This is a genomic window from Enterococcus sp. DIV0170 (assembly GCF_051710765.1).
GTDB lineage: Bacteria > Bacillota > Bacilli > Lactobacillales > Enterococcaceae > Enterococcus_A > Enterococcus_A raffinosus.
The window spans coordinates 2,055,311-2,076,693 of sequence record NZ_JBIOLG010000001.1; the positions used below are offsets into that span (position 1 = coordinate 2,055,311).

A 21,383-nucleotide genomic window follows, 5' to 3' on the forward strand; every position below is an offset into this window, starting at 1 on the left:
ATGGTTCGTATCGATAAAAACAGCAGTCGAGCATATTATGAACAGTTGGTACTAGGGATCAAAGAAGATATCTTACATGGCGTTCTACAACCAGGAGATAAGATTCCCTCAGTTAGAGAAATGGCGAAGCAATTATTAATGAATCCCAATACCATCAGTAAAGCGTATAAAGTGCTTGAGAACGAAAAAGTTCTAGTCACTGTAAAAGGCAAAGGTACGTTTGTTCGTTCGATCGAAGAAATTCCTCGAGATGAACTTCGCGTCCAAGAACTTAAGAAGGATTTAAATGAATTAGTGATTGAAGCGCGCCACTTACAAATCTCTCAAGAGGAATTGCTTCAATGGATTAAAGAGGCAGAAAATAATTTTGGAGGTCCGTCATTTTGAATATCAAAAATTTAACAAAAACAATTGATCAACAGCCTGTCTTGAAGGACATATCGTTCACCTTAACAGAGAAAGAAATTGTCGGCCTCGTTGGTCGAAATGGTTCAGGTAAGACCACCTTGTTCCGTGTACTTGCTGGACACTATTTGCCTGACAGTGGCGATATTCAAATCAATCAAGAATCTCTATTCCAGCACCCCGCTGTCAAACAAAATCTTTTTTTTATCGATGAAAAAGAGAATTTCCTTCGTACCTACTCTATAAAAAAAATCGCGAAGTTTTATCAGCTGGCCTACCCTAAATTTGATCAAGTCCTATTTATGGATTTGATTAGAAAGCACGAATTACTCTTCAACCGAAGTTACCGTCAGTTGTCAAAAGGTCAACAGGCTTTATTTCAAGTAATTCTTGCTATTTGCTCTAATGCTCAATATTTATTATTAGACGAGCCTTTTGATGGGTTAGACGTAATTGTCAAAAAAGAAGTGATTGGATTATTGATGGAACACCTTGGTGAGCAATCGAGAACCGCATTGATCGCCTCTCATAATTTATCTGAATTAGAAAGCTTAGTCGACCGAGTCTTACTCCTAAAAAATCAAACAATCAGTAAAGACTATCGATTAGAAGAGATGCGTGAAAAGGCAAAAAAACTTCAATTAGTATTCAAGACGAAAAAAGTACCTGCTCTAGTAAAGGAAAATTCTAAAATGCTCGACTTCCAAGGTCGTGTAGTAACTGTCGTCTTCGAGCGTTTTTCAAAGGAACTTGAAGAAGCAATCAAAGAGTTTGATCCGTTGGTTTATGAAGAATTACCGCTTTCTTTAGAAGATCTTTTCGAAGCAAACCTAAAATCTCATAAAAAGGAGGCCATGAAATGATTCGGTCGATATATTTTGAACGATATAAAAAAGTTTTGTTCGCAGCTTGTTTGTTAGTCGTCGGTATCTGCATATTCACGGCAATTAGTCAGAGCAATCAATGGAGGGACTTTTATAACGATCCTGAAATCAAAGCTCAATTTGAGGCAGATCGCGATAGCTATACTTATTATGATGAAGAAAAAATGACAAATGTCCCTTATAAATCTTATAAGGATTATCGTGATACAACCTTGGTCTTTTATAATTCTTTCTCTATATATGAATTAAGACCAGATATTAAAACGATAATGAAAGCGGAAAACTATTCGAATAAAATTCCTTATAGCCCAAGCTTTGGTCGATTCTATTTAGGAACTGCCTTATTATTTATTGTCCCTCTTGCTGGCTTTTTGCTTTTCTTTATCGATCAAAAAACAGGCTTCAATCAATTTCTTTTCTCTTTAGGCGTTTCACGAAAAGATTTGTTTAAGAAAAAGCTTTTATATGTCGCGTTACCATTTTTGCTTTCAATTTTAGTCGGACAATCCTTGTATGCTTTATTGATTCATACTCTGATCCCTGCGCCATATATGAATGCTACTCTGGGGCAGCTTTTTACTTCCGTCATTAGTAATTTTTGCCTATTATTCATACTTTTTTCTAGTAGCATTTTTATTGGAGCCATGGTTGGAAATATCGTTTTTGGGCCTTTGACTTGGGGCGTGTATTGGTGGTTGACACTTTCAGTACCATCTACTATCTATCGATTAGGAAATATGATTTACACATCAAAGAATATTTTGCATAAACAATTTCCTGAAACGCTATTTGTTTACTCTGTTGGAAAAATGGGCGGTTTCTGGTGGATGAGTCTTCTTTTCTTATTGTTGGGTTCAACGCTTCTTTTTTGGGCATACAAAAGTTTCCAAACCCTTTCATTGGAAAAGGAGAACACCTATTTATTGTATAGAAAGTCCCGATGGCCGATTTGGATGATTATGACAATTTTTACCTCGACTATTCTTACTATTAATTTCTTTGATCCTTGGTCTTACTTTATCCAAAGAAGAATTTATGATCGCGCAACGGATTCAATCATTGGACCAATACTAACGAGCGGCACTATTTTCTTGATTGTTGGAGGTATTTGCCTGCTCATCGTCTTTTTCAAAGAAATTCGTTCTGCTATCAACAAACTACAACATCAGACGGGGTGATTTCTTGGGTGTTTTAGATCTCTTCTTTCGACTTTACCTTATGACTTGCGTTTTTTTACCCTGTCTCATTTATCAATTCTTTACCTTGAAGGACAAGGAAGGTACTATTTTCATTTCTTCGATGATTTGGCGAGGGATCTTCCTATTTTATCTCTATTTAGTTATTACTGTTACTGGTGTCGGAACCCTCGAGGACCTTCTTAGCTATCCAGAGCTTTTTAGGCCTGAGGAACTCAATCTTATGCCCTTCCAATCTGAAGTAGGATTATTAAATATTCTTAATATTATCATGTTTGTTCCTTTTGGCTTCCTGTTACCATTGATTTGGAGTCAATATCGTGCTCTCCGGTCTGTCGTCTTTCTTGGTTTCGAATTTTCGTTGATGATCGAGTTGCTGCAACTTTTTAATCGCCGTGCAACAGATATTGATGATTTATTAATGAATACACTTGGTGCTCTTGTTGGTTTCCTCTTTTGGCAGCTCAGCAAAAAGATTATCAACAAGGTTCCTAATAGCATCCAAGCGTTTCCTAATCAAGAACCGAAAATTTACCTTTTATTAAGTTTGTCAGGAGTCTTTTTCTTTTATCATTGGCGTTTCTTCTTATAAAAAATGGTGCTTATCTCAATATTTGAGACAAGCACCATTTTGTTTATTTGCGTTTCTTTTTCTTTTTCTTGTTTTTCTTGACCATGCGATTCATCGCCATTTTACCCATCTTACCTTTAATACCGGTACCAAACATTTGATCCATCCCAGCAGGCATGCTGCCTTTACTCATTTGTTGCATCATCTTACGTGATTCTTTAAATTGCTTGATCATTCGATTGACTTCCACCACTGAATTTCCAGATCCAGCAGCGATACGGCGACGGCGACTTGGATTTAACAAATCTGGATTTTCGCGTTCAGCTGGAGTCATAGAAAAGACCATCGCTTTTTTTCGTTCAACATCTTTAGGGTCCACTTTAACATTTTCAATACCTGGCATTTGACTCATACCAGGAATCATTTTTAGTAAGTCCTCAATGGGTCCCATTCCCATTACTTGATCCAACTGCTCGATAAAGTCATTAAAATCAAAACTATTTTCCTTCATCTTGCGAGCAAGTTCTTCTGCTTTTTTCTCATCATAATCTTGCTGTGCCTTTTCGATCAGAGTCAACATATCACCCATGCCCAAAATTCGGCTGGACATTCGATCTGGATGGAAGACTTCTAAATCGGTTAGCTTTTCACCAGAACCGATGAACTTGATTGGTGCACCCGTTACCGCGCGAATTGATAATGCCGCACCACCACGAGTATCCCCATCTAATTTAGTAATGACAACACCGGTAATTCCGAGTTGTTCATTAAAGCTTTGTGCCACGTTAACGGCATCTTGACCTGTCATGGCATCAACTACTAGCAAAATTTCATTTGGTTGTGCGATTTCTTTGATTTGCTTTAATTCATCCATTAAAGCCTCATCAATATGCAAACGACCAGCCGTATCAATCAAAACATAATCGTTTTTATTTTCACGGGCTTGTTCCATCCCTTGTCGTACGATTTCAACTGGGCTTACCTCTGTTCCCATATCAAAAACTGGAACATTTAATTGTTGACCCAATACTTTTAATTGGTCAATGGCTGCTGGACGGTAAATATCGCCCGCAATCATTAAAGGACGAGCCTTCTCATTTTTAATCAGTTGATTGGCAAGTTTTCCAGCAAAGGTCGTTTTACCAGCCCCTTGCAACCCCGCCATCATGATGACTGTTGGAATTTTAGGTGATTTTTCAATACCAACAGCTTCAGATCCTAGAGTCTTTGTTAACTCTTCATCTACAATTTTTACAATTTGTTGCGCTGGTGTTAAGCTTTCCATGACTTCTACACCTAATGCACGTGTTCGCACTTCTTTGGTAAATTGTTTCACGACCTGTAAATTGACGTCGGCTTCTAATAAGGCCAAACGAATTTCTCGCATCATTTCAGTGACGTCAGATTCCGTGATTTTTCCTTTTTTTCGTAATTTTCCCATCGCAGCTTGTAACCGCTGCGTTAAACTTTCAAATGCCATGACTTATTTTCCTTTCTGTCAATAAACTGCTTCATTTAATATACTCAAATTCTCTATTTTTTTTCAAGCCTTTTATTCAAAAGGCTATAGAGTCACTAATTTTGAATCTAGCAATAAAAACGTAGAGCTGATGGAGCTATTCATCTAAATCCTGTAAACCGATAATTGTCTCAGCTAAAAATTCATCTTTAGGATAATGCTCTGTTACATATAGCGCAAGTTTGTCCAGTTGTTCCTCTCTTACGATGTAATCAGAGAACAAATGCAACTTCCGCTCATAATCCTCTAAAATTTTTTCTGTTCTTTTGATATTATCATAAACCGCCTGCCGACTCACCTGATATTCCTCTGCAATTTCTCCTAAGGAAAAATCATCTGCGTAATACAACTCCATATAATTCATTTGCTTTTCTGTTAATAGCGTTGCATAGAACTCAAACAACGCATTCATGCGATTCGTCTTTTCGATCTCCATTACGTCATCCTCATTTCTCGCCAATTTTCTTCGGAGTACACGGCTAATCCTTTTTGCTTAAAATAAGCGGTTGCTACACCGATTCCTTTAATTCGCATACCTGAGAAGCTGCCATCATATATCAAGCCACTCCCACAAGATGGGCTTCTTTCCTTTAAAATCAAAGCTGTAATCTGTAATTTTTTTAACTCTTCGTACGCCCTGATAGCCCCTTGTTTAAATTCCTCAGTTAAATCATTGCCCATAGTATCGAAAACTCGCGCCTGTCCGCGCCATACGTCCATTCCATCGCCACCTTGTATTTCAGCGGGATTTCGTGGTGTTGAAAGACCGCCTAAAACTTCAGGACAAACCATGATGGCTTGTCCGGTTTCCACTAATCTTTTCAGATCAGCGATTTCATTTGAACCGCCATCATAACGACAAGCAATGCCGCCTAAACAAGCACTAATTCCTAACATCGTTATTTCTCCCATCAAATTAATAGAAAATAGGTGACAAAACTGCCTTCCCATTATACCATTTATTCAGGTATGGAAATAGTCTTTCACAAATGAAAAGTTTTTAAAAAAGGAGACACATATGAAACGTGTATTAGTTGTAGACGATGAGCTTTCGATCGTAAAGTTATTAAGCTTTAATTTAGAAAAAGAAGGGTATGCCGTCACTACTGCTGAGGATGGAAAAGAAGGCTATGAGTTGGCCTTGAATGAAAAATTTGATTTCATTATTTTAGATGTCATGCTGCCATCGATGGATGGATTGGACATCGCAAAAAAATTACGACAAGAAAAAATTGATACGCCTATCTTAATGCTCACTGCTAAAGACGATGCGATTGATCGAATTTTAGGGTTGGAAATTGGAGCAGATGATTATCTAACCAAACCGTTTTCTCCTCGAGAAGTACTAGCCCGCATGAAAGCTATCTTTCGTAGAGTGGAACCTCGTCAAGAAGTCGTTGAGCATGAATTTTTAACTGCAGGAGATATTAAGGCCGACCTATCAAACTACCAGGTGACTGTTCGCGGTGACAGAATTGAGCTGACACCAAAAGAATTTGAACTTCTCGTTTATTTCATGAAGCGCAAAGAACGTGTCATAGATCGAGATACCTTACTAGATCGAATATGGCAATATGATTTCTCCGGACAAAGTCGGATCGTAGATGTTCATGTCTCTCATCTGCGGGAAAAAATTGAAATGGACCCTAAGCATCCCCAATATTTGCAAACTGTACGCGGCTTTGGCTATAAATTTCAGGTGCCGAATCAATGAAACGCAAGCATTTAGATTATCTTATTCCTTTTTTACTTATTTGTTTGCTTTTCTTTGGCAGTTGGAAACTAGCTAACCATTTTTATACAAAAGAATTGTTGGAGCAACAGGAAGAATTTTTGACCAGCAATGGCGAACTCATTATTCATCGATTAGACCTACAACAGCTGGACTCAGAAAAAAACCGATCAGCTATCGAAATTTTTTCTCAGGAAGCTCATGACCGTATTACATTGTTAGATGCTCAAGGAAAAATTATTTTTGATAGTTCAGACCCAAGTCTTTCAGGAAGCCGTGAAAATCGTCCCGAAGTAAAAATTACTCTAAACAATAATAGTGTTGGGTCTTCCGTTCGTTATAGTACTACTTTAAAAACCGAACTGCTTTATACAGCACAACCCATTCGTTCTGGTGATAAAACCGTTGGTATTTTGCGTGTTGCAAAAAGAACGTCCGCCTTTCAACCGAAAACTCGGAATTTTCAACGAACCATTTTTATTATCTTGTTTTTATTTTACGTGTTTATTTATTTGATTATCTGCTATTTAACTTATCAACGAAATCGTCCTATTGAGACAGTCCTGCCGGTCCTGCAGCGAATGCTGAAGGAACCTGAAAAAAGTAATTACGTTATGCAAAACTCGCCCCAATGGCAAGAGCTTTATCTCACGGTGAATCAAATCAGTGAGCAATTAAATGAAACCTATGCCGCATATACCTCCACGGAGGAGCAGTTTTCGACCCTCTTCCATGAATTGACGATTGGTGTCTTCATTATTGATACTGAAGGTCGCTTTATCATGATCAATCCAGCGATGGAGGAGCTCCTGCATATTGGGGGTGCCAGTCAGCACTATTATTGGCAGGTCATTGAAGACAATAAGTTTATCCAATTAATTCAACAAGTTCTAGTTGATAAAAATCAAGTGCACCAAGAAATTTCAACGAAGCTTCCAAGTTCCATGAATTTAGATATTCGTTTACGTTATATCGAAAATGAAATCAAAGGTGATCAAATCATGGGGACTGTTTATGATTTGACTCATGTGCGGCGTCTAGAAAAAATTCAACGCGATTTCGTTGGTAATGTCTCACACGAATTGAAGACACCTGTAACATCGCTATTAGGCTTTACAGAAACTTTATTAGATGGTGCCAAAGATGATCCCGAATTAACCGATGAATTTTTGACGATCATGCAAAAGGATGCGAAACGTTTGCAGCGATTGATCCAAGATATCATTGAGCTGTCAAAAGATAGCGCTGATTTAGCGGAAGACCGCCAAACAATCGAACTCAATTATTTCTTGCAACAGCAAATAGACTTATATAGCCATCTACTCAAGACGAAGCACATTACTGTATCCATAGATGGCGCTGAGAATTGCTTCTATCAAACTCGATTGACCTTCTTCCAGCCAATCATAAAAAATCTTCTAGAGAATGCTATTCAGTATTCACCTGAGGAAAGTCAAATCGAAATACGTTATCGTCTGACAAGTCAGTTAGAAATCACCGTTACCGATCACGGCATTGGAATGTCAAAGGACGATCAAAAACGGATCTTTGAACGCTTTTATCGTGTCGATAAAGCACGTGCTCGTCATTCAGGTGGAACTGGATTAGGACTTGCTATCGTTAAAGAGTACACTGAAATTTTGGGCGGTGCTGTCAAAGTAGAGAGTCATCCAAAGCTTGGCTCTACTTTTACTGTCAAATTGCCAAATTAAAAAGGATCGCGGCTTATCCGGAGCCACTGATAAAGTTCAATAACAAAAATTGTCGAAAGAGAATGCAGGCATTTTCTTTCGACAATTTTTTCTTTTAGATAGTGATTCGTTGTCCAGATATCTTTATAATTAGAAGTATCTAGGGGGCGATTTCATGCTTAAACAAATGGTTCAAACCACACTTAGTCCATATAGTGATCTTTATGATTTACTCATCCCAGCCGATCATATTTTGCGTCGGTTCAATGAGTTAGTTGACTTTTCTTTTGTTTACGAGGAACTAGAAAATAAATATTGTTTAAACGATGGTCGCAATGCCTATGATCCGATTAAGTTATTCAAATATTTGATGTTAAAAGCGATGTTTCCCGCGTCTGATGTGGATCTCGTTGCTCGCAGTAAAACAGACATGGCCTACAAATATTTTCTTGGCTTGGCTCCAGAAGACGAGGTCATTGATCCAAGTCTACTGACGAAATTCAGACGACAACGCTTGAACGATTCAAATTTACTAGATCTCTTATTGAACAAAACCGTTCAGCTCGCGATCGAAAAAGAGATTATCAAAAGCAAAGGAATTATCGTAGATGCCACACATACCGCTTCTAGATTTAATAAAAAATCCGCAATAGAGCTCTTACGTTCTTATTCAAAAAAGGTGCGCAAAGCGATTTATACAGTAAAACCTGAAGCGAAACAGATCATGCCTGAAAAAAATCAAAAAAACGAGTACCAAGCAGAAAAAGACTATGTAAAGACGCTCTTAAAAGCAATTGAGGAACATCCAGAATGGTTCGTCATACCTGCAGTCGCGGAGTCAGTCAATCAGTTAAAAGAAACGGTTGAAGATTGCCAAGAATATGAAGTCTATTCTCACGATACGTCCGCAAAGGTTGGACATAAAACCGCAGAAACAGAATTTTTCGGCTATAAAACCCATCTGGCTATCACCGAAGAACGAATTATCGCAGCCGCAAGTGTGACTGGTGGGGATGTTGGAGACGGCCCATATTTAAAAGAATTAGTTGAAAAATCACGTACGAACGGAATTGATGTGAAGGAAGTTATCGGTGATACAGCGTATTCAGGAAAAGCCAACTTACTTTTTACAGCAGAAGAAAAAATTAAACTTTATTCAAAACTTCATCCAGTGATTTCAAATGGCACACGAGATCCCGAACAGGAGTGGGAATATAATAAGGACGCTGGAATGTACGTCTGTCCCAATGGACAATTGGCCTTTCGAAAAGCTGTTCAAGGAAAGAAAAATCAAGGAGAAAACCAACGATTGACCTTCTATTTTGATGTAAAAAAGTGCCAAGCTTGTCCATTGAATGAAGACTGTTATAAAGAAGGGGCAAAAAGTAAAACGTACAGTGTGACGATTCAATCCAAAGCACATAGCGACCAACAGACATTTCAGGAAACGGAAGCGTTCCAAAAACGTTACCGTATGCGTTATATGATTGAAGGAAAGAATAGTGAAATCAAAAACAGACATGGCTACAATGTTTCCTGGTCTAAAGACATTGAGGGCATGATGCTTCAAGGAGCCAGTACGCTCTTTGTCACTAATTTAAAACGAATCGTTAAGCTGATTGATGAAAAAGCGGAAGAAAAATAATAAAGAACGCCCGATGATCAACTTTGTAGGCTGATCATCGGGCTTTTTCCGTTCATTAATCTGAGTTTTTGTAGAAACTAGGGTACTTTATCAGTGGCTCCGCTTATCCCGCGATCCTTTTTAATATCCATATTTCTTCCACTTAGACGGTCAAAATATTCTCAGCATTACTTAACCGTTCCATCTGCTGCGCGTTCCACCTTCATTGAGGTAATAGGCAAGTAACCCAAGTCTTTAACAGGACCAGATTGAATTTCATCACTTGTCATATACTTCAAGAAATCGGCCAACGCTTTTTCCGGTTTTCCATTTGTATACATATGTTCATAAGACCAAATTGGCCATTTATTCGTTGTAATATTTTTATCATTAGCTGTTACACCATCTAATTCTAAGGGCTGTAAACTATCATCCACGTAAGAGAGTGCAAGGTAGCTGATTGCACCAGGTGTTTGTGCCACAATTTTTTTCACTGTTCCAGATGAATCCTGTTCTTGTGACTGAATTGGTTCTTTGCCATCTAAGCCCCATTTTTCAAAAGTAGCTCGAGTTCCGCTTCCTGACGCACGGTTTACGACTTGAATGGCTTCATCTTTTCCACCAAGTTCTTTCCAATTTTTGATTTTTCCTGTAAAAATATCAATCAATTGCTGTTTTGTAACATCTTTTACACCCACATCTTTATTTACTACTGGAACAAAGCCCACAACAGCTACTTTATGATCAACTAATTTACTAGCATCTACACCCTCTTTTTCTTCAGCAAACACATCTGAATTACCGATTTCTACTGCTCCGCTTTCCACCTGACTCAAGCCCGTTCCGCTTCCTCCGCCTTGAACAGAGATTTGAACAGTCGGATGATTCTGTGTATAGCTTTCTTGTGCAGCGTCAACTAAGGGTTGTAATGCTGTTGAACCTACCGCTGTAATTTTCGCTGTTTCCTCTTTCGCAGAACTTGAATCTTTTGTCGCATTCCCACTGCCGCAGCCAGCTAAGATAATTCCTGAAAATGCTAATGCTAAAATAATTTTCTTCATCATGTACACTCCTTATAATAAATAATGCATTTTAAAGAGACTCAATGAACCTTTTGACTCTCTCTTATTTTTAGTACATGGTTACTTTAACAATAGAAAGTAAATATCTTATTGATTGCATGTAAACGATCCGTAAAGTACTGTAAATATTTGGTAAAGGCATATTAGCTTACTTTTTATTAGTTTCAGTATATAATAATCCTGCAATGAAAATTATTAATGAGAGAAGCGAATAGCAATGTTAGTCATTACTTATGAATTAAACGGATCACAAAAAGAAAAAACTTATACGAATGCCAATGATTTCGTAGCAGCTCAATTGAAAGAGGTTCCCGATTTACCTGATTATTACCATGTTGTAAAAGCAACAGTGGAGGGTAAAGAAATTGATTTAACCGACAAAACAATCAGCGGACTCTTTAACTACTTAAACAAATAAAAAGAAACGATCAAATCGAAAAATTGATTTGATCGTTTCTTTTTATTTTCCTACATAGGCTGCCAAACGATTCATTGCTTCAACCAAATTCTCCATGGAAGCCGCATAACTGATTCGAACATAGCCTTCCCCTTCAGGTCCAAAGGCAATTCCTGGAATAATTGCTAATTGATTTTTTTCAGCTAAATCAACACAAAAGGCCATTGACTCCTGTTCTAAATTCGCTGGGATTTTGGCAAAGATATAAAACGCCCCAGAAGGACGTGCGACATCAAACCCTAGTTTCGTCATCGCTTGATAAACATAATCCCGACGCTCACGATATTCTTCTCTCATTATCTCTGCATCTGATATTCCTTGTACTAATGCACGGACCGCAGCTTTTTGTGAAATCGTGGAAGCTGCTGTTACTAAATATTGATGAACTTTTATAATCTGCTCGGTTAACTCAACCGGTGCAAAAATAAAGCCAATCCGCCAACCCGTCATCGCATGAGATTTTGATAGTCCATTAATCAAAATCGTTTGTTCTCTTAAATATTTTCCAAAGGAAACATGCTTTGTTTCATAATTCAATTCACTATAAATTTCATCACTGATTACAAAAACCGGATATTTTTTTAAAGTTTCACTTAACGCTGAAACTTCTGCTTCATTGTAGGCAACACCTGTTGGATTGGATGGTGAGGTGATAATGATCGCTTTCACCTTATCACCATGCTCTGCCATCGCCTGGTCAATCTGTTCAGGAGTTAAAACAAACCCAGTCTCTCGTGTATCAATATAAACAGGCTCCGCTCCTGCCAATAAAATTAATGGCTCATACCCTGGATAGGTCGGCGCCGGAAGCAAAACCTTGTCTCCCGCTTCTAAAATTGATAGCAAACTCGCCGACAACGCCTCAGTTGCTCCGACTGTCACTAAAACCTCAGTTGTTGGATCATAATTGACTGTATATTTCTCTGATAAAAAACGACTCGCCGCTTCTCGGACATCCATCAACCCGGACATCCCTGTATAGTGACTAAAATTATCCCTAATTGCTTGCTGCCCTGCTTCTTTCACATGCTCGGGGGTATTAAAATCCGGCTCGCCTAATGTCAACTTTAGCATATTAGGAATTCCCGAGACTTTTTCATCAAATTGACGAATCAATGAGACGGCGATTTCATAGACATTTTTGTTAAATCGATCTTGCAATTTATTCATATAACCCCTCCATTTCTAATCATATTATCACAATCTCTCAGATAGTAAAGAAAAAATAGTTCACTTTTATCTGCTTTACAGCAATGATTTGAAAATTTTCTTGCTTATTACAACGATAATTTTTACTTTCGGAGGCCCCTTTATAAAAATTCAGGTTAAGCCGCTATTCTTTTTTTAGAATTGAAAAAAGAATCAATAAGAAAAAATTTGAAATTAAACAGGTGATTATTTGTTGATAACAGTATAAAAGAACTTTCATTATTATTAGTATTTCAGAGTTTTATGTTGAATTGACCATTTATGAGTCATAAAATAACCGTAGAGAACGTTTTAAGGAGGGCTATTTGATGGTCAAAAAAAGAATCATGCAATTACCATTCATTTTCTATTTGATTCCGTACGTTCATCTCTCTCTAGCGATAGATTATTTATTTGATTCAATCATGGGAATTTTTTTCTTTTTAGTACTTACTGTCATCCTCGGGTATTATGCCAAAGCCAGTCAACAACTTTCTTTATTAATAGCTGGAAATATCCTTAATATACTACTAAGTTGCGCGTTAATTAGCTTTAAAAGTCCTTTAGTTAGTTTGTACCATTCTTCTTCTCCATATTTTGCGGCGATTCCGCTAATTGTGCTTTTTCTAATGACACAACTGACAGGCATATTTTGGGGATATACGTTGCATAAAGAAACTGTTCTTTCTGTCAATAAAGAAAAAAAGAATTAAGAGCATATAAAAAGCTTCTGATCCGTAAGGAACTGAAGCTTTTTCTCTTAACCTTTGACAAGCTCTTTTGTTGGCTTGATCCATATTTCGATTTTGGGTTCATCTGTGACATTCACATACTTTTGGATCAAAAAAGGCTCCATGTCTTCCTTACCGATTCCATGCCTTTTTATCCATGTTTCAAAGAAGTAATTGTTCGCCTTATACAATGCATCCTCAACTAAATAGTCAAAACTTTCAGCTTCGAATGTACAAACATAATACTTACCCGGTTCAACACTCAATTGATTAAACCCATTTATTGGGCTATTATCAGAGCTAGCTCCTACAAAATACTGTACTTTTCCAGGAATAGCATCCGTCGAAAAATAATCGATGGATAGCCCCTCTGCCAATAAATTGGGAATCCCTTCCTTTTTTTCGAGAAACGCATCCCATAACTCGATCAAGGTGTTTACACCAACCGTATTCATTTCTTTTGAATCGATTTTTTTTGAGACACCCGTATAGTATTCTGTTTCCTTTAATACACGTTGATTTATTTCTAACACCATATCATCCACCATCAGTGGCACATCTTCATCGACCATCGTGTAGTAGATCGATAGATCTGGTTTCAAAAAATCCGTCAGTAACAGATTATTTCTTCTATAAGCTTCAGGTGTTATACAATAAATTTCTTTAAAAGCTTTCGTAAAACTTTCATGGCTGTTGAACCCATATTCTAGAGCAATATCCGCAATCCTTAGATTCGTTGCTTTCAATAAAGGTTTCGCATTTGCAACTCTTCTAGCCTTTATATACTCCTTTACTGTCTTTCCAACTAGACGACTGAATAATTTTTGGAAATAATACATGGATAAATAAGAAACGTTCGCTAATTCTTCTATTGATAATTCTTCCTTGATATTCTCTTCAATATAGTCCACTGATTGCTGAATGGCTTCCCACGCGTGCATCCTATTCACTCTCCCTTATAAGAAAAGCTTAGTATAAGTTTTTCTTATAGGCTTGTCCCCCAATGTCCTCTATTTCTTATCTATTTCATCAATAGGAGTAATAACTGGTTTTCCATCCTTGTCCAACAAAGGGGTCAAGCCTCCTGCATAACCGACCTTGTTGAACAAATAATTCACTCCTGTTTCACGGTCAATAAAGATCATGAGCGCATCTAACTTTCCTTGAGCGTATACTCTTACAAAACGTTCTTTCGCCATTTCCATTCCTCCTTTCCTTTTTGTAACGCTTTCATTAAAACTACAACTAGCGTAGCATATCGATAGAAGGCAAACAATTATTAATCGCCATGATTCTTCAAAAAAACAAAAAGAAATCTTTTGAACAAGACTTCTTTTTGCTTCTCATATTTTCTTAACTGGTATTTGAATTTCTGTTAACCAATCGTCTTCGTTATCCTTATTCCACATTCCATCAATATAGTTTTCCCGAATAGAATCGATAATTTCATATCCGTTTTCTTCAGTAAACTTAATCGCCGCAGCAAATGCCTTCGGAATCGAGGTATATGGCCCCTTATGCATTGTACAAACTGCCATTGGAACTTCAGGAATTACCTTGAATTTCAAGTCACCGAAATCCTCTTTCTGTTCTGTTACTGCTTCACAAACCTCAACACCAATATTTTCATCTTTATATTCATTGTCATAATAAATATTGAAACAGTATTCGGGCATCGCACAGACACAACCGACTTTCTCCATCATTGCACCCATCTCTGGCATGATAGAACTCAATGATTCAAAATTTGGAATTACTTTTTTCATCGATGCCACAATGACTTCTGGTAATCGTTTGACTACCATATGATAGCTTTCTTCTTCCTGTTGTAAATACCCTTCAATCTGCGAGAGCATCGACATGCGTTCAGATATCTCTTTCATTAATTGCTGTTTTTTTCGACGTAAGATTCGCTGCTCGCTTACTCCATCTTGAACCTGCTTAATTTCTTCAATGCTATAGCCGATTCTACGAAGAGCTAAAAGCCGGTGCAGTGGTTCTAACTGGCTAGAGCTATAATAGCGGTACCCATTATCCGGATCAATGAAGCGAGGGCGAAGCAGCCCCACTTCATCATAGTAACGTAATGTTTTGATCGTCACTTGGTTCATTTTTGAAAACATACCAATTCGATATAGTTTTTCTTCAATCTTTTCACATTCGTAGTCCATAAGATTCTCCTCTCTTTTTCTTATTCCCAACGAAAGAATTTTGCCGCTAAGCCAAATCCTAGGATAGTGATTCCTATCAACAGTACCAACACAAATTGAGGATTTCCTATGGGCTGATTAAGACTTACACTTTTCAACAACTGCACTCCCTGTGTTAATGGTAGAACATTCGCAATCCTTTGCATCCCATTTGGAAATAACTCAAACGGAATAACTGCACCCGATAAAAACAGCATTGGGAAATAAACCAAACTGCAAATCAAATTTGCAATTTTAATATTTTTACACAAGCTAGCGATCAATAGTCCTAAACTATACATCGAAATCATAACCAAAAAATAACTTGCAATCAATAATCCCCAGCTTCCCTGCATGCGGTAATCAAGAAAGAAAACAGCGACGAATGCAACTAATCCTGCGGAAATAATTGCTGTGATCATTGCAATCAGCACTTGAGTCGCTATCAAATGAATCGGTGAAGCGGGAGTCACAAAAAAATGTTTCAGTATTTTCTTATCTCGATAATCACATATTGTCAGTGGAATTCCCATGAAAGCAGTAGCACATATTCCCACTACTAAAAGGGAACTGAAACTGCTATCTAAAAAAGTATAAGAAGTAGTGCCGGCTTGTTTGTTTCCTGCAATCATCGTCGTCAACAATAAGACACCTAATGGCATACCGATGCCAAAAAGAACACCGTCAATTGACCGAAGCGCTAATTTACCTTCCACTTTTGCTAAACTAAGAACTTTATTCATACTCATCCTCCCCTACATACCACAGATAAGCCTCTTCCAAACTATTCTGGGAACTCTCCTCCAGCAATTCTGAGATTGATCCCTCCGCTACGATACTTCCACGTTTAATCAAAAGTAGTCGATCACAAAGAATCTCTGCTTCTTCCATATAATGAGTCGTCAAGAAAATAGTTAAGTTCGTCTCCTTGAGCTTCAATAATGTTTGCCAAACACTTCTACGTGCCTCTGTATCCAGTCCTGTCGTCAATTCATCCAAAAAAATAATTTCTGGATTAGGAATCAATGCAAGTACAATAGAAAGTTTTTGTCTTTCCCCACCAGAAAGCTTCTCAACAAATTGTGACTCAAATCTTTCCAGTTTAAACAAACTTAGTAATTCACGGTAAGAACGAGGCTGCTTATACAAACTAGAAAGTTCTCGACATAACTCGCCTACACGAATGTTGTTTTGATAACTAGACGATTGCAATTGAACACCTACTCGCTCAAAAACTTCACGGCGCTGCTTGCGCGGATCGAATCCTAAAATCTTGGCTGAACCTCGATCTGGACGTTTAATTCCTAAAAGTGTTTCAATAGTCGTCGTTTTTCCTGCCCCATTTGGTCCTAACAAACCGAAAACCTCACCTTTTCCGATGGTAAAGCTCAGTTGATTAATGATATTTCTCCCACCGATTCCCTTAGTTAGTTGTTCTGCCTCGATAGCTACATTCATTGTGTTCCTCCCCTTTCACTAACAGAATACTGTCTCCTGTTAAGGGAGAGTCAATCACCAAAGTAAATTTATTTTGGTTTCACAATAAAAATCGTTCCTTCTTTTTGATACCCTTGCTTTTCATAGTATGGATCGACATCACTCATAACATAAACCATCTGATCAGGGAAATCTTTACAAGCCTGCTCCATCAAGTATCGACCATAGTTTTTTCCTCGAGAATCTGCGTTAACCAATAAATCATAAACATATACGCCAAAGCCATCATCCTCTCGGCAACGAGCATACCCACAAATTTTATTCTCCTCCAAAAGCAGATACGTCAAAGATGTTTCTAATGCCGTCGCATATTTTGTTTTTCCACCACCAAAACAATAGTCATGCCAATCGGATTCTTTTTCCATCATTGTGAATAATTCTTTTTCATCAGTCTTTTTATACGTCCGAATCTGCCAGTTTTTTTCCATCCTATTCATCCTTTTTATTTTTATGATAGCAAAAATTTGACCATTCTGCTTTAATGCTTTTTTCTCGAAAAAAAAGACACTCATTTCTGAGTGTCTATAACTGGTTAAAGTAATCTCTCGTAGCCTGCTCATCTTCTTCTAATTGCTTAATTAGACCTTGAGCAGACTCAAAGGCTACTTGTCCACGCAGCATATGATACCAACGGACTTTGACTTTTTCTCCATAAATCTCTTGATTGAAATCCAAAATATTGATTTCTACTGTCAACATCCGATTAGAGCCAAAGGTGTCGTTATGACCAATTGACCCCATCGCTGGATACCAGTCATCACCGATTTTGATCTTATTTACATAAACACCTTCTCTAGGTAATTTCATGTCATCAGGCACTTGAATATTCGCCGTCGGATAGCCTAAAGTCCTCCCTCGTGCTTCCCCATGAATGACCGTCCCACTCGTCTCATAAATATATCCTAACAAATGATTGGCCTCGTCTAAACGTCCTTCAGAAAGCAAGCGGCGAATGCGCGATGAACTGATTTTTTCAGTTTCATGTTCTTCTGTTTTCTTAGCAACAATGATTACTTCAAAACGATCATTAGAATAAGTAGGCAGATGCTTTGCATCAGCGGTTTGATCTTTTCCAAAATTATAATCAAAACCGGAAACTGCCACCTTTGCATGAAGTCCAACGATGTATTGATCGACAAAATCTTGTGGTTTTAAAGCCGCAAATGAAGAGGTGAATGCTACTTCATAAAGTAGATCAACGCCCAGTTCCGCCATTCGCTCCTCTTTTTGTCTCAATGTAGAAAGATACTTGATAGGTTTACTTTGTACTTGCTGAAATACCACTGCAGGATGTTGGTTAAAAGTCATTACTGCTAATTTCAATTTTTTTTCCTGTGCGATCTTTTTTCCAGTCTTGATCACTTCTTGATGCCCGCGATGAACACCATCGAAAAAGCCTAAAACTAAAACACAATCACCCATAGGAATTTCTTCTGGCTTATAAGGATGACGTAGCTTAACAATTTCCATTTGCTATACCTCGTTTCGAATCACTTTACTTGGCTTCAAAAGCCAATTTTTTTCTGGATGCTGACTATAGAGACTGACTAGCAGATTTTGATAGTAGAAAGCGATTAATTTTTCTGGCATCTTTTTGATTCTAAAAGCTTTCATAGGTAGCACTTGACCATTTTTTACCCTTTGCCAATCCTCCTCTGTTAAATCAATACGAGGAAAGTCTTTCATAGCCTCTTCAATCGGCTGCAGTGCTTGATCAATCTGCTCATTTTCCATTAATTCGCTAACTTGTGCCAAAGTAACTGCTTGTCCAACTGAAAAACCGCCGCTTGCTAAACGCGTTAAATCAGACATATGTGCAGGGTAGCCTAGTTTCTCTCCAAGGTCCACCGCTAATGTTCGAACATAGGTCCCTTTCCCGCAAGTGACTTGAAATCGCCAGCTTTGTGTCTTGTTCTCTTCATTGTAGACGGGCTCTGTTGTTCGTTGAAAACTTTCGATGACAGCTTGTCGTTCTGGGCGTTCCACCGTTTCGCCAGCTCGCGCATATTCATATAAACGTTTGCCATTTACTTTTACCGCTGAGTACATAGGTGGGATTTGTTTGATTGTCCCAATAAATGACTTCATCATTCGATCAATTTCTTCTGTCGATAACACGCCGTCCAATGCTTTAGTTTCTACAATATCGCCACTACGATCCTCAGTTGTCGTTGAAAACCCTAGTGTAATTTCACCTTCATAAATTTTCCCACTATCTTGCAGATATTCGATCACCTTAGTTCCCTTTCCTATACAGATGGGTAAGACCCCATCGACATCAGGATCTAATGTTCCTCCGTGGCCAACTTTTTTTGTTTTTAAAATTTTTCTCAATTTAAAGACACAGTCATGACTTGTCATGCCGCGTTCTTTCCATAACGGCAAAATACCGTCCATCGCTGTTTCCTCATTTCATTTTATAATCAACGCTCCCATTATAGCATAGCTAATCTGAGAAATGGCAAGTTAAAGCTGGAGACTAGTTGTCCTCTTTTCTAACAAATAAAAACCGCCATTTATTATGACGGTTTTTAATATTTTTCTTCCTTTACTTTTTTCTTGTGACGTTGACGATTAATCACAAATGAGATACTTGGATCAGACGGTTGACGCATTGCATAAGATTCTAATTGATTCACTTGATGACGATAATTATTGGCTGCAAAGTTAGATATTTCTTCGCTACCTTCATACTTATCAATAATTTTTCTTTCTAAATAAAAACCGCGAATTAGTTCTTTAGCATAGATTGGATCTTGTTGAATTAAATACGTTCCAAATAATCCATGACCGCTAACTTGATGCATTAAATTTTTTCGTTCATCAACGAAAAAATCAATTAAATCTTCATCATACACATCACGCAAGTTTTCCAAGCTGTCAAGTATAGCTTCACTATTTCGAATAAAGATTTTTCTAAGATTAGAAATATCTTCGTTATCAACCGTTTCTTTCCGTTTTTGTCGACGTTGCCAGAACATTTTCGGATGCATGATGACACGAATAATTCGACGAACAAAGATTAACCAAAAACTAAGCAAGGACAACATTTGCTTCGTAACAGATTCAGATACATTTGAAATAAATCGTGAATATAAGCGATAAGCACCGGAATCAATCTGATGTCTCCTGAAACTTTCATCGAGACCATCTCGTTCAACCGAAATAATTAATGCTTGAATTTCTTGAAATTCTTGTTGTGCACTCTCTGGCATTGAATTGTTAAAAACCATTTGGATGCGGCCTTGATAATTTGCGATAACTGCTAGCAACGCAAAACGTTCCTTTTCACTCAATTTTTTATTGTCTAGATCCTCATACAGTTCACTAATAACCTCTCTAAGAATCAACATTAATTTAGGGTCAGTCGGCGGAACCACTTCCCCTTCAGATAGAATTGGTAACAAGATCATACCAATAATCAGCGTCAAGAATGTCACACATGCAGTAATAAACAGTAATAGCGAGCGCTCTGGAAACTCTAGTCCGTTAATTGTTGTCGGTAAAATAAAAATCGTCGCTATACTAACTGTTCCCTTAACGCCCCCGAAGGTCAACAATAAGCGATCTCTTAACTGTTCATGACTCTTTTTCCATCCTTGTGTCACAATATAAAAGCCACTAACGAACAGAAACCGTAAAACAAATAAAAGAGCTGTAAGTAATAAAACGATGCCTAGGAGATGAATGTTTGAATAATTACGACTATTCCAAACGGGTGAAAAGACTTGTGAAAGCTCAATGCCTAAAAAGATAAAAACTAGCGCATTCAACATAAAACTGATTGTACTCCATGAACTCTCGGTTACATTCGAAAGCTGTGCTTCAAAAAGTGTCACACGACGAAAACCAGTCGCTTGTAAAACACCTGTAACAACCGCAGCAATAATTCCAGAAGCATGGAATAGTTCAGCAATAAAATAAGCCGCAAACGGTAAAATCAGCTCAATTAGCAAATAAGCTGATACATCTTGAGCGGAAATTCGTTCAATAATTTTTATAATTTCATTCTTTATCCAAATAATCAATAGACCAACTAGTACTCCCACGATACTTGATTCAAGTAAAGAGATAGAAGCATCAGTCGCAGAAAATTGACCTGTTAATAAAGCGGCTACTGCAAACTGGAAGGCCGTAACACCTGTGGCATCATTAATTAACCCTTCCCCTTCTAAAACATGCATTACTGATTCTGGGATGTTTAAACGTTTCGCCAGAGAGCTAACTGCCACAGCATCTGTGGGACCTAAAGAGGCGCCAAAGGCTAAACAGGCAGCAATCGGTATCGCTGGCAAAATACTATGCAGAACGAAGCCCAAACCAAATAGCGTAAAAATCACTCCGCCAAAGGCTAATAACAAGATCAATCCAAAATGTTTTAAAATCGATGGAATATCTGCTGTCTCTCCTTCACGAAAAAGCAAAGGAGCAATGATCATTACAAGAAAAACTTCCGGTTCAAAATGGATAGAACTACCTACTTCGGTAAATCCAAGAATGATGCCGGTGATGATTTGGATCATGAAGATTGGAAACGACGGAAAAACTTTTGCTAAAACATTCGATAAGGTAATGGCAATGGCTAAAATGATAATAATCTCAATTAGGCCCATTCAC

General features: G+C 37.8%; 23 protein-coding genes. 9 read left to right on the forward strand and 14 right to left on the reverse strand.

Annotation, left to right across the window (positions count from 1 at the left end):
• The 4 genes from IGI50_RS09960 (at window position 1) to IGI50_RS09975 (ending at window position 3,077) form a co-directional block, all read left to right on the forward strand.
• A complete protein-coding gene (locus IGI50_RS09960) occupies window positions 1-387 on the forward strand; it encodes a GntR family transcriptional regulator (RefSeq protein WP_218255908.1) in 387 nt (128 codons plus the stop codon).
• A complete protein-coding gene (locus IGI50_RS09965) occupies window positions 384-1,268 on the forward strand; it encodes an ATP-binding cassette domain-containing protein (protein ID WP_438776857.1) in 885 nt (294 codons plus the stop codon). The genes IGI50_RS09960 and IGI50_RS09965 overlap by 4 nt, the downstream gene beginning before the upstream one ends.
• Window positions 1,265-2,467: an ABC transporter permease gene (locus IGI50_RS09970; RefSeq protein ID WP_438776858.1), complete on the forward strand. Its 1,203-nt coding sequence runs from the start codon at window positions 1,265-1,267 to the stop codon at window positions 2,465-2,467. Before IGI50_RS09965 ends, IGI50_RS09970 begins: the two co-directional genes overlap by 4 nt.
• Before the next feature lie 121 nt (window positions 2,468-2,588).
• On the forward strand, window positions 2,589-3,077 hold the full coding sequence (locus IGI50_RS09975) for a VanZ family protein (protein WP_438777586.1): 489 nt from the start codon (window positions 2,589-2,591) through the stop codon (window positions 3,075-3,077).
• 43 nt (window positions 3,078-3,120) lie between these two features.
• Here IGI50_RS09975 and ffh read toward each other — a convergent pair whose 3' ends face one another.
• The 3 genes from ffh to IGI50_RS09990 form a co-directional block, all read right to left on the reverse strand.
• Entirely contained in the window at window positions 3,121-4,536 is a 1,416-nt protein-coding gene (gene ffh, locus IGI50_RS09980) for a signal recognition particle protein (RefSeq protein ID WP_010746092.1), read from the reverse strand.
• Window positions 4,537-4,672: 136 nt separating this feature from the next.
• Window positions 4,673-5,011, reverse strand: coding sequence for a putative DNA-binding protein (locus tag IGI50_RS09985; protein ID WP_010746091.1), 339 nt, complete (start codon window positions 5,009-5,011; stop codon window positions 4,673-4,675).
• The gene (locus IGI50_RS09990; RefSeq protein ID WP_218255916.1) at window positions 5,011-5,472 is read right to left on the reverse strand and encodes a DUF523 domain-containing protein; all 462 of its coding nucleotides are present in this window, start codon (window positions 5,470-5,472) and stop codon (window positions 5,011-5,013) included. Before IGI50_RS09990 ends, IGI50_RS09985 begins: the two co-directional genes overlap by 1 nt.
• A gap of 121 nt (window positions 5,473-5,593) precedes the next feature.
• On the opposite strand from IGI50_RS09990, the gene IGI50_RS09995 reads away from it, so the two are divergent.
• The 3 genes from IGI50_RS09995 to IGI50_RS10005 all read left to right on the forward strand — a co-directional run bounded on the left by IGI50_RS09995 (window position 5,594) and on the right by IGI50_RS10005 (window position 9,643).
• Window positions 5,594-6,289 (forward strand): response regulator transcription factor, encoded by a 696-nt coding sequence (locus IGI50_RS09995; RefSeq protein ID WP_218255917.1) that lies wholly within the window; start codon window positions 5,594-5,596, stop codon window positions 6,287-6,289.
• Window positions 6,286-8,019, forward strand: coding sequence for an ATP-binding protein (locus IGI50_RS10000; protein ID WP_438776859.1), 1,734 nt, complete (start codon window positions 6,286-6,288; stop codon window positions 8,017-8,019). Before IGI50_RS09995 ends, IGI50_RS10000 begins: the two co-directional genes overlap by 4 nt.
• A 154-nt stretch (window positions 8,020-8,173) precedes the next feature.
• Complete coding sequence (locus tag IGI50_RS10005; protein ID WP_438776860.1) at window positions 8,174-9,643, forward strand: IS1182 family transposase; 1,470 nt, start codon at window positions 8,174-8,176, stop codon at window positions 9,641-9,643.
• 167 nt (window positions 9,644-9,810) lie between these two features.
• On the opposite strand, the gene IGI50_RS10010 is transcribed toward IGI50_RS10005, so the two are convergent.
• Window positions 9,811-10,683 (reverse strand): phosphate ABC transporter substrate-binding protein PstS family protein, encoded by an 873-nt coding sequence (locus IGI50_RS10010; RefSeq protein WP_438776861.1) that lies wholly within the window; start codon window positions 10,681-10,683, stop codon window positions 9,811-9,813.
• Between the two features lie 238 nt (window positions 10,684-10,921).
• Between IGI50_RS10010 and IGI50_RS10015 the strand changes: the two genes are divergently transcribed.
• Window positions 10,922-11,122, forward strand: a complete 201-nt coding sequence (locus IGI50_RS10015; RefSeq protein WP_218255922.1) for a DUF4649 family protein — start codon at window positions 10,922-10,924, stop codon at window positions 11,120-11,122.
• Window positions 11,123-11,164: 42 nt separating this feature from the next.
• Here IGI50_RS10015 and IGI50_RS10020 read toward each other — a convergent pair whose 3' ends face one another.
• Window positions 11,165-12,331: a pyridoxal phosphate-dependent aminotransferase gene (locus IGI50_RS10020; RefSeq protein WP_218255923.1), complete on the reverse strand. Its 1,167-nt coding sequence runs from the start codon at window positions 12,329-12,331 to the stop codon at window positions 11,165-11,167.
• Window positions 12,332-12,678: 347 nt separating this feature from the next.
• On the opposite strand from IGI50_RS10020, the gene IGI50_RS10025 reads away from it, so the two are divergent.
• Window positions 12,679-13,062 (forward strand): hypothetical protein, encoded by a 384-nt coding sequence (locus IGI50_RS10025; RefSeq protein ID WP_438776862.1) that lies wholly within the window; start codon window positions 12,679-12,681, stop codon window positions 13,060-13,062.
• A gap of 47 nt (window positions 13,063-13,109) precedes the next feature.
• Here the strand turns inward: IGI50_RS10025 and IGI50_RS10030 are convergent, their stop codons facing one another.
• The 9 genes from IGI50_RS10030 to IGI50_RS10070 all read right to left on the reverse strand — a co-directional run bounded on the left by IGI50_RS10030 (window position 13,110) and on the right by IGI50_RS10070 (window position 21,379).
• Complete coding sequence (locus tag IGI50_RS10030) at window positions 13,110-14,021, reverse strand: AraC family transcriptional regulator (protein WP_438776863.1); 912 nt, start codon at window positions 14,019-14,021, stop codon at window positions 13,110-13,112.
• A 69-nt stretch (window positions 14,022-14,090) separates the two neighbouring features.
• The gene (locus IGI50_RS10035; protein ID WP_010746082.1) at window positions 14,091-14,279 is read right to left on the reverse strand and encodes a DUF6440 family protein; all 189 of its coding nucleotides are present in this window, start codon (window positions 14,277-14,279) and stop codon (window positions 14,091-14,093) included.
• A gap of 144 nt (window positions 14,280-14,423) precedes the next feature.
• Window positions 14,424-15,251 (reverse strand): MerR family transcriptional regulator, encoded by an 828-nt coding sequence (locus IGI50_RS10040; protein WP_438776864.1) that lies wholly within the window; start codon window positions 15,249-15,251, stop codon window positions 14,424-14,426.
• A 20-nt stretch (window positions 15,252-15,271) separates the two neighbouring features.
• A complete protein-coding gene (locus IGI50_RS10045; RefSeq protein WP_438776865.1) occupies window positions 15,272-16,012 on the reverse strand; it encodes an ABC transporter permease in 741 nt (246 codons plus the stop codon).
• On the reverse strand, window positions 16,005-16,727 hold the full coding sequence (locus tag IGI50_RS10050) for an ABC transporter ATP-binding protein (protein ID WP_438776866.1): 723 nt from the start codon (window positions 16,725-16,727) through the stop codon (window positions 16,005-16,007). Before IGI50_RS10050 ends, IGI50_RS10045 begins: the two co-directional genes overlap by 8 nt.
• Before the next feature lie 68 nt (window positions 16,728-16,795).
• A complete protein-coding gene (locus IGI50_RS10055; protein WP_438776867.1) occupies window positions 16,796-17,194 on the reverse strand; it encodes a GNAT family N-acetyltransferase in 399 nt (132 codons plus the stop codon).
• Window positions 17,195-17,288: 94 nt separating this feature from the next.
• Entirely contained in the window at window positions 17,289-18,236 is a 948-nt protein-coding gene (gene ribF / locus IGI50_RS10060) for a riboflavin biosynthesis protein RibF (RefSeq protein ID WP_311855394.1), read from the reverse strand.
• A gap of 3 nt (window positions 18,237-18,239) precedes the next feature.
• Window positions 18,240-19,163: a tRNA pseudouridine(55) synthase TruB gene (gene truB / locus IGI50_RS10065; protein WP_438776868.1), complete on the reverse strand. Its 924-nt coding sequence runs from the start codon at window positions 19,161-19,163 to the stop codon at window positions 18,240-18,242.
• 134 nt (window positions 19,164-19,297) lie between these two features.
• A complete protein-coding gene (locus IGI50_RS10070) occupies window positions 19,298-21,379 on the reverse strand; it encodes a cation:proton antiporter (RefSeq protein ID WP_438776869.1) in 2,082 nt (693 codons plus the stop codon).
• Window positions 21,380-21,383: the final 4 nt, after the last annotated feature.

Excerpts from the sequence above, each read along its gene's own strand:
- IGI50_RS09960 (WP_218255908.1), top strand. The coding sequence starts at position 1 with ATGGTTCGTATCGATAAAAACAGCAGTCGAGCATATTATGAACAGTTG.
- IGI50_RS09970 (WP_438776858.1), top strand. The coding sequence starts at position 1,265 with ATGATTCGGTCGATATATTTTGAACGATATAAAAAAGTTTTGTTCGCA.
- IGI50_RS09975 (WP_438777586.1), top strand. The coding sequence starts at position 2,589 with ATGATTTGGCGAGGGATCTTCCTATTTTATCTCTATTTAGTTATTACT.
- ffh (WP_010746092.1), bottom strand. The coding sequence starts at position 4,536 with ATGGCATTTGAAAGTTTAACGCAGCGGTTACAAGCTGCGATGGGAAAA.
- IGI50_RS09985 (WP_010746091.1), bottom strand. The coding sequence starts at position 5,011 with ATGGAGATCGAAAAGACGAATCGCATGAATGCGTTGTTTGAGTTCTAT.
- IGI50_RS09990 (WP_218255916.1), bottom strand. The coding sequence starts at position 5,472 with ATGTTAGGAATTAGTGCTTGTTTAGGCGGCATTGCTTGTCGTTATGAT.
- IGI50_RS09995 (WP_218255917.1), top strand. The coding sequence starts at position 5,594 with ATGAAACGTGTATTAGTTGTAGACGATGAGCTTTCGATCGTAAAGTTA.
- IGI50_RS10000 (WP_438776859.1), top strand. The coding sequence starts at position 6,286 with ATGAAACGCAAGCATTTAGATTATCTTATTCCTTTTTTACTTATTTGT.
- IGI50_RS10005 (WP_438776860.1), top strand. The coding sequence starts at position 8,174 with ATGCTTAAACAAATGGTTCAAACCACACTTAGTCCATATAGTGATCTT.
- IGI50_RS10010 (WP_438776861.1), bottom strand. The coding sequence starts at position 10,683 with ATGAAGAAAATTATTTTAGCATTAGCATTTTCAGGAATTATCTTAGCT.
- IGI50_RS10015 (WP_218255922.1), top strand. The coding sequence starts at position 10,922 with ATGTTAGTCATTACTTATGAATTAAACGGATCACAAAAAGAAAAAACT.
- IGI50_RS10020 (WP_218255923.1), bottom strand. The coding sequence starts at position 12,331 with ATGAATAAATTGCAAGATCGATTTAACAAAAATGTCTATGAAATCGCC.
- IGI50_RS10025 (WP_438776862.1), top strand. The coding sequence starts at position 12,679 with ATGGTCAAAAAAAGAATCATGCAATTACCATTCATTTTCTATTTGATT.
- IGI50_RS10030 (WP_438776863.1), bottom strand. The coding sequence starts at position 14,021 with ATGCACGCGTGGGAAGCCATTCAGCAATCAGTGGACTATATTGAAGAG.
- IGI50_RS10035 (WP_010746082.1), bottom strand. The coding sequence starts at position 14,279 with ATGGCGAAAGAACGTTTTGTAAGAGTATACGCTCAAGGAAAGTTAGAT.
- IGI50_RS10040 (WP_438776864.1), bottom strand. The coding sequence starts at position 15,251 with ATGGACTACGAATGTGAAAAGATTGAAGAAAAACTATATCGAATTGGT.
- IGI50_RS10045 (WP_438776865.1), bottom strand. The coding sequence starts at position 16,012 with ATGAATAAAGTTCTTAGTTTAGCAAAAGTGGAAGGTAAATTAGCGCTT.
- IGI50_RS10050 (WP_438776866.1), bottom strand. The coding sequence starts at position 16,727 with ATGAATGTAGCTATCGAGGCAGAACAACTAACTAAGGGAATCGGTGGG.
- IGI50_RS10055 (WP_438776867.1), bottom strand. The coding sequence starts at position 17,194 with ATGGAAAAAAACTGGCAGATTCGGACGTATAAAAAGACTGATGAAAAA.
- ribF (WP_311855394.1), bottom strand. The coding sequence starts at position 18,236 with ATGGAAATTGTTAAGCTACGTCATCCTTATAAGCCAGAAGAAATTCCT.
- truB (WP_438776868.1), bottom strand. The coding sequence starts at position 19,163 with ATGGACGGTATTTTGCCGTTATGGAAAGAACGCGGCATGACAAGTCAT.
- IGI50_RS10070 (WP_438776869.1), bottom strand. The coding sequence starts at position 21,379 with ATGGGCCTAATTGAGATTATTATCATTTTAGCCATTGCCATTACCTTA.